Source organism: Neobacillus sp. DY30, assembly GCF_030123065.1.
Taxonomy (GTDB): Bacteria; Bacillota; Bacilli; order Bacillales; family Cytobacillaceae; genus Neobacillus.
Window position 1 is genome coordinate 1,420,899 of sequence record NZ_CP126093.1, and the last position, 16,073, is coordinate 1,436,971.

12 protein-coding genes are annotated in these 16,073 nt (G+C 37.3%); 8 read left to right on the top strand and 4 right to left on the bottom strand.

Translation table 11 applies throughout. The annotated features are described in order from the left end of the window. Window positions 1–21 precede the first annotated feature (21 nt). From QNH29_RS06930 to arcC, 3 genes are all read left to right on the top strand, one after another. Complete coding sequence (locus QNH29_RS06930) at window positions 22–1,569, top strand: xanthine permease (RefSeq protein WP_283864085.1); 1,548 nt, start codon at window positions 22–24, stop codon at window positions 1,567–1,569. 102 nt (window positions 1,570–1,671) lie between these two features. Then, complete coding sequence (locus QNH29_RS06935) at window positions 1,672–2,853, top strand: ankyrin repeat domain-containing protein (protein WP_283864086.1); 1,182 nt, start codon at window positions 1,672–1,674, stop codon at window positions 2,851–2,853. Continuing rightward, window positions 2,850–3,827: a carbamate kinase gene (arcC, locus tag QNH29_RS06940; RefSeq protein ID WP_283864087.1), complete on the top strand. Its 978-nt coding sequence runs from the start codon at window positions 2,850–2,852 to the stop codon at window positions 3,825–3,827. The genes QNH29_RS06935 and arcC overlap by 4 nt, the downstream gene beginning before the upstream one ends. Before the next feature lie 56 nt (window positions 3,828–3,883). Here the strand turns inward: arcC and QNH29_RS06945 are convergent, their stop codons facing one another. Continuing rightward, window positions 3,884–4,597, bottom strand: coding sequence for a response regulator transcription factor (locus tag QNH29_RS06945; protein ID WP_283864088.1), 714 nt, complete (start codon window positions 4,595–4,597; stop codon window positions 3,884–3,886). Window positions 4,598–4,812: 215 nt separating this feature from the next. Here QNH29_RS06945 and QNH29_RS06950 point away from each other — a divergent pair, with 215 nt between their 5' ends. From QNH29_RS06950 to QNH29_RS06970, 5 genes are all read left to right on the top strand, one after another. After that, window positions 4,813–6,318: an amidohydrolase family protein gene (locus QNH29_RS06950; RefSeq protein WP_283864089.1), complete on the top strand. Its 1,506-nt coding sequence runs from the start codon at window positions 4,813–4,815 to the stop codon at window positions 6,316–6,318. 3 nt (window positions 6,319–6,321) lie between these two features. Beyond that, complete coding sequence (locus QNH29_RS06955) at window positions 6,322–7,791, top strand: amidohydrolase family protein (protein WP_283864090.1); 1,470 nt, start codon at window positions 6,322–6,324, stop codon at window positions 7,789–7,791. Window positions 7,792–7,907: 116 nt separating this feature from the next. After that, on the top strand, window positions 7,908–9,467 hold the full coding sequence (locus QNH29_RS06960; protein ID WP_283864091.1) for a glutathione ABC transporter substrate-binding protein: 1,560 nt from the start codon (window positions 7,908–7,910) through the stop codon (window positions 9,465–9,467). 75 nt (window positions 9,468–9,542) lie between these two features. After that, a complete protein-coding gene (locus tag QNH29_RS06965; RefSeq protein ID WP_283864092.1) occupies window positions 9,543–10,766 on the top strand; it encodes an amidohydrolase in 1,224 nt (407 codons plus the stop codon). Between the two features lie 214 nt (window positions 10,767–10,980). Beyond that, complete coding sequence (locus tag QNH29_RS06970; RefSeq protein ID WP_283864093.1) at window positions 10,981–12,546, top strand: glutathione ABC transporter substrate-binding protein; 1,566 nt, start codon at window positions 10,981–10,983, stop codon at window positions 12,544–12,546. 69 nt (window positions 12,547–12,615) lie between these two features. On the opposite strand, the gene ncs1 is transcribed toward QNH29_RS06970, so the two are convergent. Genes ncs1 through QNH29_RS06985 form a run of 3 tightly spaced genes read right to left on the bottom strand, consistent with a single transcriptional unit; the run spans window position 12,616 to window position 16,073 of the window. Next, on the bottom strand, window positions 12,616–14,058 hold the full coding sequence (ncs1, locus tag QNH29_RS06975) for an NCS1 family nucleobase:cation symporter (RefSeq protein WP_283864094.1): 1,443 nt from the start codon (window positions 14,056–14,058) through the stop codon (window positions 12,616–12,618). 12 nt (window positions 14,059–14,070) lie between these two features. Continuing rightward, entirely contained in the window at window positions 14,071–15,384 is a 1,314-nt protein-coding gene (locus QNH29_RS06980) for a sodium:solute symporter family transporter (RefSeq protein WP_283864095.1), read from the bottom strand. After that, a complete protein-coding gene (locus tag QNH29_RS06985; RefSeq protein WP_283864096.1) occupies window positions 15,381–16,073 on the bottom strand; it encodes a response regulator transcription factor in 693 nt (230 codons plus the stop codon). Before QNH29_RS06985 ends, QNH29_RS06980 begins: the two co-directional genes overlap by 4 nt.

Here is a 16,073-nt window from a genome sequence, read left to right on the forward strand (position 1 = left end):
TCATATTAGAGGTGAAAGGTAATGGATCAAACAATTAAATTTTGGAAAAAAGGAGATTTAGCTGCTTATTTCGGGCTACTCGCTAATAACTTAACCAATCTTCTAACCATGATGTCATTATTAATTTTTGTCGTGGGTATTCCATCAGCAGTGGTTTACGGAAAAATAGCTCCGGCTTTTGGGATGGGGATATTTATTGCAAGTTGTGCGTATGGCTTTTTTGCTTATCGACTAGCTAAAAAAACAGGCAGGACTGATGTAACAGCATTGCCTTCGGGACCAAGTGCACCCTCCATATTCACGGTAACTTTTCTAGTAATATTGCCAGTCTATACCCAAACAAAAGATTATGAATTTGCCATTGGAATTGCTCTAGTTTGGTGTTTCGTGGAAGCAATGATTCTAGTGGTAGGTTCACTATTAGGTGATACGATTAGAAGAATCATTCCTAGAACAGTATTATTATCATGTTTATCTGGTCTTGGACTTTTATTATTAGCCATGAATCCAATGTTACAAGCGTTTGAAGCACCGATGATCGCTTTTGCCGTGTTAATCATTATCTTCATTAACTGGTTCGGTAAATCACCGGTCTTTGCAAAAATTCCAACAGGATTTTTATTACTTGCAGTGGGTACAGGGATTGCCTGGGCTTTAGGTGTGATGGAGCCTGGTGCAATTTCACAATCTTTATCATCTTTCGGATTCAATCCCCCATCATTAAATATTGATGGTTTTATGCAAGGGTTGCCACATGCACTTCCATATTTGGCTTCAGCTATACCGCTTGGTCTTTCTAACTATGTATTTGACTTAGAGAATATTGAAAGTGCAAGTACTGCAGGGGATGAATATGAAACAAGACAAGTTATGTTAACAAATGGTCTTGCATCTTGTATTGGTGCTGCATTTGGTAATCCATATCCAGTAACTGTATATGTTGGACACCCAGGATGGAAATCAATGGGCGCTGGTATTGGTTATACAGTGGCAACGGGTATATCGATGTTAATTCTTTCTCTATTCGGTATTGGGGCATTCTTATTAGCAATCATTCCTGTCTATGCCATCGCTCCTATCCTTGTTTATATAGGAGTTGTAACAGCCAACCAAGTTGTTCGTGAAACTCCGAAACTTGAGGTACCGGTTATCTTTATTGCATTATTCCCATGGATTGCAAACTGGGCTCTAACTCTTGCGAATAATGTACTTGGTGCAGCAGGTACTGCTGCTGGAACTGTTGGAATTGATAAGCTTGCTAGTAAAGGGGTTTATTATGAAGGATTGTCTCATTTAGGAAATGGTGCACCGATTGCCAGTCTCTTATGGGGATGTATAGCAATATTCGCTATTAATGATAAGCCGTTACGTGGTGCTGCCGCTGCAGCAGTAGCAGCCGTATTGTCCATCGTAGGATTTATTCACTCTCCAACAGTAGCATTTGCTAAAGGTGCTTCGGTAGAATTTTTCTTCGGCTACCTCATGATTGCAGCTATATTTGTTATCAAATACGTGATGGATCGCAGTAAGGCTCAGCCAAAACCTGAAAGCGGAAAAACTGCAGCATAATTAAATGTTTCGAAATCACCTTCGATAGGTAAAGCTCTTCAGGCTCTCGAAGGTGAAAATTATTTATCACGAAAGAATGGATAAAAGGGGAGAATGTTTATAATGGATCAAAACATGGAGCTAATCCAATCAAGTGAACGTGGAGATATAGAATCTGTAAAACAATTATTAAATAACGGGGTTGACGTTACTTTTAAAGACGCCGATGGCCGTACAGCATTGATGGCTGCTACTCAAAAAAATCAACTTTTAATCGTGAACCTGTTATTAGAAGCTGGCAGTGATGTAAATACAAGAGATATTACACAATTAACCCCATTTATTTGTGCAGGTGCAAATGGATTTCATGAAATTTTAAGTGCCATGCTCCATTACGGAGCAGATTTAAACAGCGTAAACCGATTTGGAGGTACTGCATTATTGCCATCCAGCGAAAAAGGCTATCTTAAAACTGTACAAAGATGTTTAGATGCTGGTATTCCTGTCAACCATGCCAACAACTTAGGTTGGAGCGGTTTATTAGAGGCAGTCATTTTAGGTAATGGCGGACGCTTATATTCTATGATAATTGAATTACTTGTTAAAGCCGGAGCAGATATAAATATGCCTGACAGGGATGGGAAGTCAGCTCTTCAGCATGCTAAAGCTATGAAACAGGAAAAAGTAGTAAAGATTCTCACTAATGACTATGTGGAACTAAATGAATCTATAAAAAGAGCAAAAGCTTTTTACTTGGATGATAAGTACGAAGAAGCTATTTCCGAAATGAATCAAGCACTCGAGAAGGATCCCAATAATCTCGATTTTTATTTCTATAAAGGCTATTCACTGCAAGAACTAAAGCGTTATGATGAAGCACTCCAAGAATATAAAAAGGCGTTAGCAATTAATCCGCAAGATCTTGATTTTTATTTCTATACAGCTAATTGCTTAAGATTGATGAAGAAAACAGAAGAATCGCTTGCTGAATATGTTAAAGCATGTGAATTAAATCCTGCTGAAACCTTTTACCGTTATCATAAATCAAATTACTTGAGAGAATTAGGGCGGCATGAGGAAGCTGTAATGGAAATGGATAATCTATTAACTCTACAACCAAATAGATATGATTTTTCTTTCCATAAGGCAAACAGTTTAAGATCACTTGGAAAGCATGAAGCGGCGATTGAGGCAATTGAAAATGCAATTAAGAACGACCCAACCAATACTTTGTATCAATTGCATAAGAACCAATCACTCGAATTGTTAAAAAAACAACTAGAATCACAGGGGGTTAAGAAATGAGTAAATTAGTAATTGTTGCGATTGGCGGGAACTCCCTGGTACGGGATAATGGCCGCGACTCTGTTCAAGATCAATATGAAGCCGTTCAAGAAACAGCAGTAAATATCGCAGATATGGTTCAAGAAGGATTCAGTGTAGTTGTGACACATGGAAATGGACCACAGGTAGGCTTTGGACTTAGAAGGTCTGAAATTGCAAATGAGATTGCAGGTATGCCAGATATGCCGCTTGTCAATTGTGTTGCAGATACACAGGGTGGTATAGGTTACCAAATTCAACAAGCATTAACTAACGAATTTACTAAAAGAGGGATAAATAAAAAAGTTGCAACGGTCATCACCCAAGTTGAGGTTGATATTAATGATCCGAATTTTCAAAATCCAACAAAACCTGTTGGTTCATTCTTTACTTTAGAACAAGCGGAAGAAATGAAAAAGGAACATCCTGATTGGATTTTTGTAGAAGATTCTGGACGTGGTTACCGAAGAGTGGTCCCTTCACCTAAACCAATTGATATTGTTGAAAAAGAGGCGATTAAATCATTGGTAAATGGTGGTTACGTAGTAATTGCAGTTGGCGGCGGCGGCATTCCAGTGGTAAAAACTAGAGATAATTCATATTTAGGTGTTGATGCAGTAATTGATAAAGACTTTGCTACAAGTCTTTTAGCGGAACAAGTCAATGCAGAGACATTAATTATCACAACCGGTGTTCCAAGAGTATGCATTAATTTTGGAAAGCCAAATCAATTACCCCTAGAAAAAATTTCCGTAGAAGAAACAAAACAATATGTTGGTGAGAACCACTTTCCAGCAGGCAGCATGCTGCCAAAAATTGAGGCTAGCCTAAGTTTCCTGGAAAAGGGCGGAAAGAGAGTAATTATTACTAACCCAGAAAGTTTAAAAGATGCGATTAACGAAAAACAAGGTACTCACATTGTCAAACAACAAAATTCAACTCCTTGTATGAAATAATGTAAAAATAAAAACAAAGTCCGGCACCAAGTAAAAAAAGTGACGGACTTTGTTTTTTAATACAGCTTATTATTTTTTTCTTTCTCTCGGAATTCCGTGGGTGAAATACCCTCTATTTTTCGAAATAATGTACTAAAATAGTTTTGACTGTTAAATCCTGTGTTTACTGCTACTTCAGATATAGTCCAGTTTTGGTGACTAATTAGAATCCGTTTCGCCGCGTGGATACGATATTGAATTAAATACTCCGAAAAAGCAGCACCTACTTCTTCATGAAATTTTCGACTTAAGTAGGTAGGGTTAGCATGAACCTCATTTGCGATATCTGAAAGTGAGATTTTTTCAGCGAACCTCTCGTGAATGACCTTAAGAGAGCATTGTATTAAGCTGGAATAATTACGAGGAGAGTGGTTTTCTTTATATTTTGATAGAATTGTTAATAACTCCCTCTCGATAACAGGCTTCGTTAAATAGTCAACAACCCCAATTCTAATGGATTGTTGAGCATAGCTGAAATCCTGGCAGGCAGTAACCATGATTATTTCCACATCTTTATTGCTCTGTCGTAGTTCCTCCCCAAATTCAAGTCCGGATTTTCCTGGAAGATTGATATCTAAGAAAGCCAAATTAATTTCATGATTTTGATTAATTGAATTTGCTTGACTTGCATTAGCAGCTTTGTAAAGTTTCCATCTAGGAAATTCAGATAGCAACATGTATTCTAGTTGTTCTAACTCTAATGGTTCGTCATCAAGTAATAAGACATTCATTTTCATGCAGCCCCTCTGTAAAATTTCCTTTGTAGTTTCTTCATTTAATCTAAACAAAAGCATATTTGAAGTAAATATAATCCAGATAAAAAGTAGAAAAAGTTAAAAAAAGAGTAATAATTCCGAAAATAAATTCATGTTCGTTTTTCTATAATTAATTTAACAATCAAAAAGTGTAGAAACGACACCTGTATTGGTGGATTGGGAGGGTAAAAATGATTGATTTACTGTTAATTCACGGTACTGTTATCACAATGGATGCCAACAGGCGGATTCTTCAAGATGGTGCTGTTGCAATCAATGATGGCAGGCTTTTAGATATTGGCTTAACAGAAGTTCTAGCATTAAAATATGAGGCGAAAAAAGTGATTGATTGCAGTCGTCAGTGTATTCTGCCAGGATTAATCGATGTTCACGGACATGGGGGTCATTCTATGTTTAAGACCATTGCAATGGATAGTGACTTTTGGATGCCAATTATGACCAACACGTATAAGCATTTTGTGACCGATGATTTTTGGTTTTACGAAGGAAAACTCTCTGCACTCGAGCGGTTAAAAGCTGGGATAACAACAGGTGTATCTGTTATAGGATCTATGCCGCGTTCTGATGACCCAATCTTCGCGATCAATCATGCAAAAGCGTACGCTGAAGTTGGAATAAGAGAGGTTGTTTGTACAGGCCCTTGTAATCCGCCATGGCCACACTTATTCAGCCGCTGGGTGGATGGTAAACGGATAACGAAAGAAGTAACGTATGAAGAAGTGCTGCTAGGTGCAGAAGCGGTTATTGAAGCATTGAATCACGCTCATGAAGATCGGACACGTGCCTTTATTACCCCTTTTGTCATGGTTACCTCTGTTGAACCCTCAGGTCCAACATCACCAGGAAGGCTTTATGGATTAACAGAACATGATCTATATCAAGCCAAGAGAATACGTGAGATTGCTAGAAAGTATCAAACAAGGATTCATTCTGATGCCTTTGGAGGGATGATTCATCTGGCTGTTCAGGATTGGGAGAACGCCTTGTTAGGACCAGAAGTTCACCTGCAGCACTGCCGTGGAATTTCATTGGATGAGGCACGAATTTTAGCGGATACAGGTACAAATGTGAGTGCCTCTCCTAGTATAACCCAGGTTAGTGCGAGAACTCCGGTACCTGAATTAATTGAATTGGGTGTAACGGTTGCTATCTCAACTGATGGTACATCACCAAGTACGAGTTTTGATATGTTTCAAGCAATGAGAAAAACGCAGTTCGTTCATCAAGCAGCCCTAAGAGATGAATTCTATTTACCTCCTGGAAAACTATTAGAAATGGTAACAATTGATGCAGCGAAATGCATTGGCTGGGATGACGAACTTGGCTCACTTGAAATTGGTAAAAAAGCCGACATCATAACCGTGAATCTTAATCAACCCCACTTAACTCCCGAGTTTATGCATGTACATCGTTTAGTATATCAAGCAGTTGCTAATGATGTAGACCATGTGATTGTCGATGGAAAGGTAGTAATGGAAGGTCGAAAGGTTCAAACCGTTGATGAAAAAACAGTATTATATGAGGCAAATGAAGAGGCCTATTCAACAATCGAGCGGGCAGGACTTAGGAGGTATATGGAACCTTCTAAATATTTTTGGGGACATGCACGAGGTTATGTCGATGAAAAGAGATACAACGAAGAAGATTATAGTTTTACTAGATTGAAAGGAGAATAATAAATGCTAACAAAACTTAAGGGAAAATATGTAATTGGTTTTGATGGGGATGATCATGTTATTTTAGAGGATTCAGAGGTTGTATATAGTAACGATACAATTATTTATGTAGGTAAAAATTACGCAGGTGAAGTGGATGAAGTTATTGATACTGGAAATTCCGTCATTAGTCCGGGATTTATCGATTTAAATGCACTGGGTGATATTGATCATGATATCCTGCATTTCGAAGCAGCTAACGAGAAACAGAAAAACCTGCTTTGGTCAAAGAGTTATGTTGAAAATGGTCATCATGAACTGATGACAGCTGAGGAAGAAGCATTTAAATCATTGTATGCCTATTCTCAGTTGATTCTTCATGGGGTAACTACTGCGATGCCGATTACATCTGTTTTTTATAAAAAATGGGCAGAGACATATGAGGAATTAGAACAAGCAGCCAATCATGCCGGCAGTTTAGGATTAAGAATTTACTTAGGTCCAAGCTATCAATCCGGGATTAGAGTAGTGGAGCCAGATGGAACCATTAAGCTTTTTTGGGATGAAGATGCAGGGAGAGCAGGGCTCGAGCGTGCTGTAAGGTTTGTTAAAGAATTTGATGGTGCCTATGATGGGTTGGTTAAAGGAATGTTGGCACCAGAACGAATTGAGAGTCAAACAGAAGAAAGTTTGAAATTGACTAAGTATTATAGTGAAAAGTTAAATGTTCCTATCAAACTTCATGCAGCACAAGGAAGCTTTGAATATCACACGATTTTAGAAAAACACGGGGTAACCCCAATTCGTTATTTGTATAACCTAGGCTTTTTAGGCCCAAAAACTGGAATTCCACACGCTCATTTTATTGCTGGTTATAGTGAAGTGCAATCACAAGAGGGCGATGATATAGCGCTGTTAACAGAAAGCAATACAACCGTTATCCATTGTCCTTTAATCATCGGAAGGCATAGTTCTGCTTTAGAATCATTTGCAAAATACAAAAGGGCAGGTATCAATTTAGCACTGGGTACGGATACCTTTCCACCAGATATGTTTCAAAATATCCGTACAGGCAGTATGCTATCCAGGCTAATCGAAAAAGATGTAAAGGATTCATCCTATGCTGATTTATTTAGAGCTGCAACAATTGGGGGAGCCAATTTTCTTGGAAGGGAGGACCTTGGCAGAATTACCGCAGGTGCAAAGGCAGATATCATAGTAATAGACTTGGATGGCTTCCATATGGGAGTGATAGATGACCCAATTCGTACAATGATAGCAAGCGGGTCAGGCAGAGACGTGAAATTATCAATCATTAATGGCAGGGTAGTCATGAAAGATAGAGTTATTCCTAATTTGGATTTAGAAGAATTGAAAACAAAGGGGCAAAAGTATTTTAATAAAATGAGAAAAGGATATTTGGAAAGAGACTACCAACAGCTTCCTGAGAATGAACTTCTACCTTCATCTTACAAGATAGTGGATTTTATTTAATTTTTTCAAGTAGTAAAGATATTGAAAAATAAAGTAAATATTTCAAAAACAAATAGTCTGAATATTTTTTATAATAAAATAACAGTAAATAAAAAATATTCAGGGGGTTGGAGTTCATGAAATGGAGACTTGTAAATTTTATACTAGTTTTGTTAATTGCAATCGTTATTACAGGGTGTTCGACTAAAAAGGATGTAAGCTCAGAGGATAAAAAAAGCGATACTGTAACAAAAGATGGAGGTACACTAGTTATTGCCCGCTTATCAGATGCTGAGAACCTAGATCATCATTTCATGTCGACGATTAACGCGGCAAGTGTTACCCACAGCAAAATATATGAGGGGCTTGTAGGGCGTGATAAAAATGCCGAAATTAAGCCTTTACTTTCAGAAGAATGGAAACAGATTGATGATTTAACTTGGGAATTTCACCTTAGAAAAGATGTGAATTTCCATGATGGAACTGCCTTTAATGCCGAGGCTGTAAAAGCGACATTTGATAGACTGCTAGATCCAAATGTTGGTTCACCAAGAGCAGTTGTATTTAAAATGGTAAAAGAAGTAAAGGTAGTAGATGAATTTACGGTTCAATTTATCCTATCCGAACCATTCTCACCATTACTATCTATTCTAGCAAGCCATGAAGGAGGTATTATCAGTCCAAAAGCAATTGAAAAGTTTGGTAAAAAATCTATCAATGAACCGAATGGTACTGGCCCCTTTGTTTTTGAATCTTGGACCCCTGGACAAGAAATTGTCTTTACTAAGAATAAGCAATACTGGGGAACAAAGGCTAATGTAGATAAAGTCGTATTTAAAGTAGTACCTGAAGAAACAACAAGAGTTTCAATGCTCGAAACTGGAGAGGCCCATATTGCTGAACCACTCTCAGTACCGATGATGTCTACTGTTGAAGCTTCGTCAAAAGTAGAGGTTTACCGTAGTGAAGGATTTGGAACCGAATATATTGGCTTTAACGTTCAAAAAGAACCATTTAATGATGTCCGTGTTCGTAAAGCAATCTCTCATGCAGTTGAAATGGATTCGATTATAAAGGGTGTATACAACAATGTCGGTAAAAAGGCGAATTCATTATTAGGCTCAAAAGTCTTTGGCTACCATGCTGATATGAAAGCTTATGAATATAACCTTAATGAAGCAAAGAAATTGCTGGCTGAGGCTGGCTATCCAGATGGCTTCGAAACGACGCTAAAAACAATGGATAGCAAAGAAAGAATCAATATGGCGGAGGTCCTTCAATCACAGTTAAAAGGTATCGGTGTAAAAGTTAATATCGAAGTCTTGGAGTATGGTACGTTCGTTGAGCAGGCAAACAACGGGGATTCTGAGATGTTTATTCTAAGTTGGAGAAACGCAACTGGTGATGCCGATTATAATCAATACAACCTTTTCCATACCAATTCTCAAGGAGCATCTGGAAATACCTTCTTCTATAGTAATAAAGAGGTAGATAGCTTAATTGAAGCTGCCCGTAAAGAAAAAGACCCTAATAAACGTATTGAACTATATGCTCAGTCACAAGAATTAGAAATGGAAGAAGCCGTCTATATTCCAGTAAGGGTGATTGAAAATCTCGCTGCTATCACGAAAGATATAAAAGGCTTTTCAATCAGCCCTTCTGGTTATTTAGAAATCAATGAAACTTCAATCAAATAGGTAATAGGATAAGAGGGATATCCAAGTGGATACACCCTTTTATCTTGTTAGAGTAATAGAAAGGGATGTTTTAATATGAGCCGTACTTTTTGGTTAACAAATGCCCGATTAGAAACGGGATATATTGTTGAAAATGATAGAGTAGCAGGAACAAAAACAGAGTTGTTTCACTTATTAATAGAGGATGGTAAAATCAAAAAAATAATAAAAGGACCAGTGCCTTTTGGAGATGAACATCCCATTACGGATGCAGATGGGCTGCTCCTCCTTCCCTCATTTATTGAAAAGCATGTACATCTTGATAAGACCTACATGGGTGAGGACTTTAGGGCTTGTATCCCGGCGTCAGGTGTTATTGAACGATGTGAAATAGAAAAAAACATTCTAGCATGCATTCCTTCCAGCACTCAGCAACGTGCAGAGGCTTTGCTAGAAATATTATTGTCTAATGGATCAACCCATGTAAGAACGCACGTGGATATCTATCCAGAAGCAGGATTAGACAATTTGGAAGGTGTCCAGCGTGCACTAAAAACATATTCAAATAGGCTGAGTGCTGAAATTGTTGCCTTTGCCCAGCATGGCTTGCTGCGTCCTGGTACTGTTCAACTAATAAGAGAAGCAGTAAGAAACGGTGCAGGGATTGTAGGGGCGGTTGACCCGGCAACGGTGGATCATAATATCGAAGCGTCATTAGTACAATTGATGGATTTGGCTGTCGAAGGGAATGCAGATATCGACTTGCATTTACATGACCCTGGACACTTAGGAACTTTCACTATGAAACGACTTGCTTATTTAACCAAGCAAGCAGGATGGGAAGGAAGGGTAGCAGTCAGTCATGCATTCGGATTGGGAGATGTCTCCAAAGAAGAAGCAATAGAAATGGCAGGGATTTTAAGAGAAGCTGGAATCTCCATTGTAACCAGTCTTCCAATTGGTCGGAATATTCCACCTGTAAATCTTTTAAATGAATATGGAGTAGATGTAGCCGTAGGGAACGATAATATCTATGATTCTTGGTGGCCTACAGGAAATGGTGATGTACTAGAAAGGGCTGGTCGTCTGATTGAACGATTCAGATGGACAGATGAGGTTTCACTTGGTCAAGCTTTAAAGTATATCACAGGGGGAAAAACTCTATTAGATAAGGATGGGAAGCAGTTATGGCCAAAGGCTGGTGATGCTGCGAATATCGTCCTTGTAGAAGCCAGCTGTGCGGCTGAAGCAGTTGCTAGACGATCAAAACGTAAAGCAGTTATCTATAAAGGTAACGTAGTTTATGGTACCTTGCATTAAAATCATTATTCATGTAGCAGTAATTCAATCATAAAGGGGATGGATTTTTACATCCTCTTTTTGATATTGTTTTTAGTAGATTTTTAGGACCACAAGAGACCACTAAAAGTAGTAAAGATAACGAAAATAGTAGTAAAGATTTTCGATAAAAATATTCCGAATATTTTCTATAATTAAATTAGATAGAAAATAAGCAGAAACAAGGGGGAGAGTCATGAAACAAAAATTAAATATCGGAAAATTTTTTCTGGTACTACTAATCATTATGGCGATTTCTGGTTGTTCGACAAATGATAATGCTGGGACAACTGGAAATGAAAAGGGAGATAAAGTGAATAATGGCGGTACCTTGGTAATTGTTCGTTTATCAGACGCAGAGAACTTAGATCATCATTTTATGAATACGATCAATGCAGCTAGTATAACCCATGGGAAAGTTTATGAGGGCTTGGTAGGAAGAGATAAAGATTCTCAAATTCAGCCTTTATTGGCAAAATCATGGAAACAGGTGGATGATAAAACCTGGGAATTTAAATTAAGAGATGATGTGAAATTTCATGATGGAACACTTTTTAATGCAAGCGCTGTCAAAATGAATTTTGACAGGCTTTTAGATCCGAATGTAAATGCACCTAGGGCCGGTGTATTTAAGATGGTTAGTGAAGTGAAAGTCATCGATGAATTTACAGTTCAATTTATCTTAGATGAATCGTTTGCACCTTTACTCTCCATCCTGGCCAGTCATGAGGGAGGAATTATAAGTCCTAATGCGATTGAGAAGTTTGGCAAGAACATCATCAATGAACCAAATGGAACCGGGCCTTTTTCATTTGAATCTTGGAAACCAGGCCAAGAAATAGTATTAGCTAAAAATGAGCAATATTTTGGAGATAAAGCAAAGGTGGATAAAGTTATTTTTAAAATTGTTCCCGAGGAAACAACCAGAACCTCAATGATTGAGACAGGTGAAGCACATATAGCAGAGCCGCTTTCTGTAACGATGATGGATACAGTAGATGCTTCATCAGCAATGGAAGTCTATCGGAGTGAAGGTTTTGGTACGGAATATATTGGTTTTAACACGGAGAAAAAACCATTTAATGATATCCGTGTCCGAAAAGCGATTGCACATGCCATTGAAATGGATTCTATTATCAAGGGTGTATTTAATAACGTAGGAAAAAAAGCGAATTCTCTATTAGGATCTCAAGTATTTGGATATCATGAAAGTTTGAAAGCTTATGAATTTAACGTAAATGAAGCTAAGAGATTATTGGCAGAAGCAGGATATCCTAATGGTTTAAAAACAATCTTGTCAACCAATGATGTAAAGGAAAGAATAAGTCTTGCAGAAGTTGTTCAATCACAGTTAAAAGGGATTGGTGTTGACGTAGAAATACAGGTATTTGAAGCTGGAACTTTTATTGAGAAAAGAAATAGAGGAGAATCACAAATGTTTATTAATAGCTGGAGAAATGCAACTGGTGACGCCGATTACAATCAATTCAATCTTTTCCACTCGTCTTCAAAGGGACCTGCTGGTAATGTCTTCTTTTATAGTAATGAAAGGGTTGATCAGTTAGTTAATGCTGGACGAATAGAGAGTGATCCAGAAAAACGCATACAGATTTATGCGGAGGCACAAGAATTAGAAATGCAGGATGCTGTATATGTACCTGTACGTGTCATTGAAAACGTAGCTGCTGTTTCGAAAAATGTTGATGGTTTTAGAATCAGTGCGGCTGGGTATTTAGAACTTAATGATGTCTCAATTAAATAACGAATTAATAGCAGGAGAGGCTGGTTCTAATGGTTGGTAAGTGACAACCATTTAGAGACAGCCTCTTTTTTATTCCTTTATTACACTTAAACCAAATTGTTTACTAAAATAATACAATGATAGATATAAAGGAATGGCTAGAAATATCCCTGTAAACCAAGAAATACTAGTTAACGGACCAAGTAGGGGTACAAAATTACCTATTAGGCTTATTATGCCTGCAAAGATGGTTGCAATCATAGCAGGAAGATTAATCCCGTTAGAATATCGATTGTGATTAGTAGAATATAATTCTTGTAAATTAATTTCTTTTTTACAAATTAGGAAATAATTTGTTAGCGTTACACCAATGACGGGACTTAACAATCCTCCTACAATATTTAAAAAGGCAAATATACTCGTTGGGTTCTCCATTAACTTCCAAGGCATAATAAGTATACCAATAATGGTCGCAGCTAGAGCTCCTGTTCTAAAATTCAATTTTTTTGGAAATAGAGAAGCAAGTTGATAGCCAGCTGGTATGATATTCCCAACAATATTAACTGATAATGTAGATAAGCAAATCGTTAGAAGTGAAAGGGTAATAGCAAATCTACTATCGAATCGCTCGACCACTTCAAGTACATTCCAAATCGGAACACCAAAAGCAATCTCTGAACCCACAATGATTGAAATGCTTGCTACAGCAAATAATAAATACGTAATAAACAATCCAGAAATCTGTCCCATTGACTGATCTTTATTGGAACGAGAAAACCTAGTAATATCAGAAACACTTAGAATTTGTGCAACCCAGGTTGCCATAATTGCTGAAACACAACTTATGAAAACGAAAATACTATTTCCTTCGACCCCGCTTGAACTATAGTTTAGTATAGGTTCAAATCCACCTGCCAATTTTATGGACCAGAAAGCCATTCCGCCAAAAACCACAAAAATTAATGGGGATACCATTTTTGTTAACTTCCCTAATCGATCGATACCGGCAAAAATGAATAAAACATTAATGATCCAGAAGAGTAGAAAGGAAAGGAGACCAGGAAGGGTTAATCCAAAAAAGTTAAAACTTCCTCCCAAAGATAAATACTCTGGCCAAAATTCCCCTATTAAGATACTAATGGCTAGACTGCCTGCATAGGTTTGAAGACCGAACCACATAATTGCGGCAATAACGCCTCGTAGAACACCCGGAAAGAGAGCACCCTTTTTTCCATAGCTTGCACGAAGCAGAATAGAAAATGGAATTCCATATTTGCTGCCGGCATGCCCATTCAATACCATCATGACTGATAGTAATATAGAAGAAATGATAATGATAAAGAATACCTGCCAAATCGATAAGCCTAATGCAAAGAATCCGCCAATTGTTACATACGAAGGCACGTTATGAACAGAGCCCATCCAGATGGAAAAAAATTGACCTTTCCTCCATGTTCTAGCCTCAGATGGAGTTGGTAATAAATCGGGGCTATAATGGGCTTGATTTTCAATTCGTGCATAATTTTGTCCCAAACAACCCGCCTCCTATGATACCTTACTATTATTTCTTGTTATTGTTTTATAGATTAAGACAAGAAGACATAGAACTGTTGAAATCATAAAGCTAAGCCATATTCCTTTAAAGTCATCAGTCATAGAAACAAAAATATAGCCTCCAATAGCTCCAATAAAGGATGAAAAGGGGACCATGAAAGGAAGGATACCTTTACTAAGGATAATATAAATAATTGGGCTAATTATCGCCGCATAAATATTCCCAGTAAAAAATAAAAGCTTGAGCGGACTGGGAGTAAGAATACTTACGATAACAAGCAAACAGACACATACTGACCCTGAAAAAATATAAGTGTATTTCCATTTTTCATCGTTTGTCAGACTAATAAACATTTCCACTATATTTTTTACAAAAAGGGTAGTTGTTGCGTGCAATTCTGCACTTAGGGCCGAAGCTATTGAACTAAAAATAAAGACAACAAATAGGACGATTAGTATGGATGATTGGATTCTGTTGACTAATTCAGAGAACAAGGAATATATATTTTCAAAACTTCTTCCAAAAATTGTAATCATTAATAAAGAGGATAAAGCCAGTGGGATGGTTGCCCAAATTAATCCTGTTAAGGTAAAGGTTATTTGAACCTTTTCTTTTTGAATAATAAACATTCTTTGCCATGAAGCACGGTCTATCAAAACTTGACCAAAAAAGACAAAGATTGCTGTAAAAATAAACCAAAAAGCATCCGTGTTCTTTATATACAATAAATAAGGATGATATAGCTTAATCCCATCATAAACAGGATAAACCCCGTCTTGAATATAAAAGTAGACCGGGATAATAATGACCGCTGCAAAAATAAGGGTGACATTAACAGCAGCCATTTGGTGAAGGCGTTGCATGCCTCCGGCTCCTCCGATAAAAAAACAGAAAGTTAAAAAAAGCAATAACCCAATAAAATGAGGAATCGGAAAAATCATATGGATAAGAATTCCTGCACCCATCCCTTGGACAAATAAGGAATGAAAGCTAGTTAGGAGCATAACTGTTAACATTATCCAATATCCGCTTGGTGTTAATTTTTCTTTTAAAACATCTCCAATTGTGTCGTGACCAAGATAATTCTCCCGGATTTTACTTGCCAAAAAACCAAATAAAATATAGGATAACGCCCCAACTAGGGAGTATCCAATTCCACCGATAATTCCGTATTTGAGTAAGGTTTCCGGAGAGGAAAGTATTGTGTTTCCTGTTACCCATCGAGCCAGTAAACTTACAACTCCAAAGCTTACCCCGAGCTTTATAGCACCACTGATATATAACTGATAATCATTATTTCTCAATGAAATGTCTCCCTTAAGCGATAATCCCTAGGTGATTGACCTGTCATTTTTCGGAAAATTTGGCTGAAATAATGCTGGCTGTTAAAACCGCATCTTTCAGAAATCGTACTAATACTTAGATCAGGATACTCAACAAGCATTCTTTGAGCTTCCTTTAAGCGAAACTCATTTAAATACTCGGAAAAGCCCATCCCAACTTCCTCATGAAATTTTCTACTTAAATAAGCGGGATTAATATGAATTTTTGAAGCTAAATAATTTAACGTTAATTTCTCACTATATTCCGCATGAATAATGCTAATTGCATTTACAATTTGCTCTGAGTATCGCCCTATTCTTTCATACTTGCTTAATACGACCATTAATTCATCTTCAATAATGGGTTTGGTTATGTAATCAACTACCCCAATTCTTATCGAAGTTTGAGCATATTCAAAATTTTGAAAAGCAGTAACCATTATAATGTCAATCGTATACGTTTGTGTTAATTCTTTAGCTAAATCTAATCCATTTTTACCGGGAATCTGAATATCTAGAAATGCAAGAAAGATGTCATGTTGCTTAACGATTTGGAGTGCTATGGAAGCATCTTGAGCTTTGAAAATTTTCCAATTTGGAAATTTTTTATGGATTAAATACTCAAGCTGCTCTAATTCTAGCGGTTCATCATCAACGAGCAGGATATTCAT